Genomic DNA, 513 nt, shown 5'->3' with positions numbered 1-513 from the left:
GATGGTTGGTCCTCGTCCAGAACGCGAGGTGTTCATCTCTGAATTGGAAAAAGCCATTCCTTACTACCGCTTTCGTCACGCCGTTAAACCAGGGGTAACTGGTCTAGCCCAAGTAAAATACCCTTATGGCGCATCGGTAGAAGACGCTATTTGGAAGCATAAATACGATATCTACTACATCAAACACCAAAACTGGATGATGGAAGTGAAGATTCCTTTCCTTACGATTAAAACAGTGTTGTTTGGGATGGGGCGCTAGAAAACGGCGAATTCAACCGAACGGATCATAGGTATAAAAAAGAGCAGCGCCTTATGGTAGCTGCTCTTTTTATTTTGTCCTTTGCACTATAAACTCAAGCACTACTAAATGCTTAATCCATACACCTAACTAAACCAAGCGCATATCAACTTAAAATATTCAAGTAATGCAACAAGCAACACAATTAGCCCCTTAGTGACGGCCAGTGTAGATTCTTATATATGAATCTCGATAGTTACGGATATCAAACTCAG

General features: G+C 41.3%; 1 protein-coding gene. It reads left to right on the top strand.

Annotated features, from left to right (window positions below; translation table 11 throughout):
- A partial coding sequence (locus R7040_RS30065) for a sugar transferase (protein WP_318098134.1) occupies window positions 1–259 on the top strand: 259 nt, incomplete at its 5' end.
- Between the last annotated feature and the right edge of the window lie 254 nt (window positions 260–513).

It is taken from the genome of Vibrio sp. 1069 (assembly GCF_033340555.1).
The sequence above is the reverse complement of the archived record's forward strand: the minus strand, read 5'-3'. Positions and strand labels throughout refer to the sequence as shown.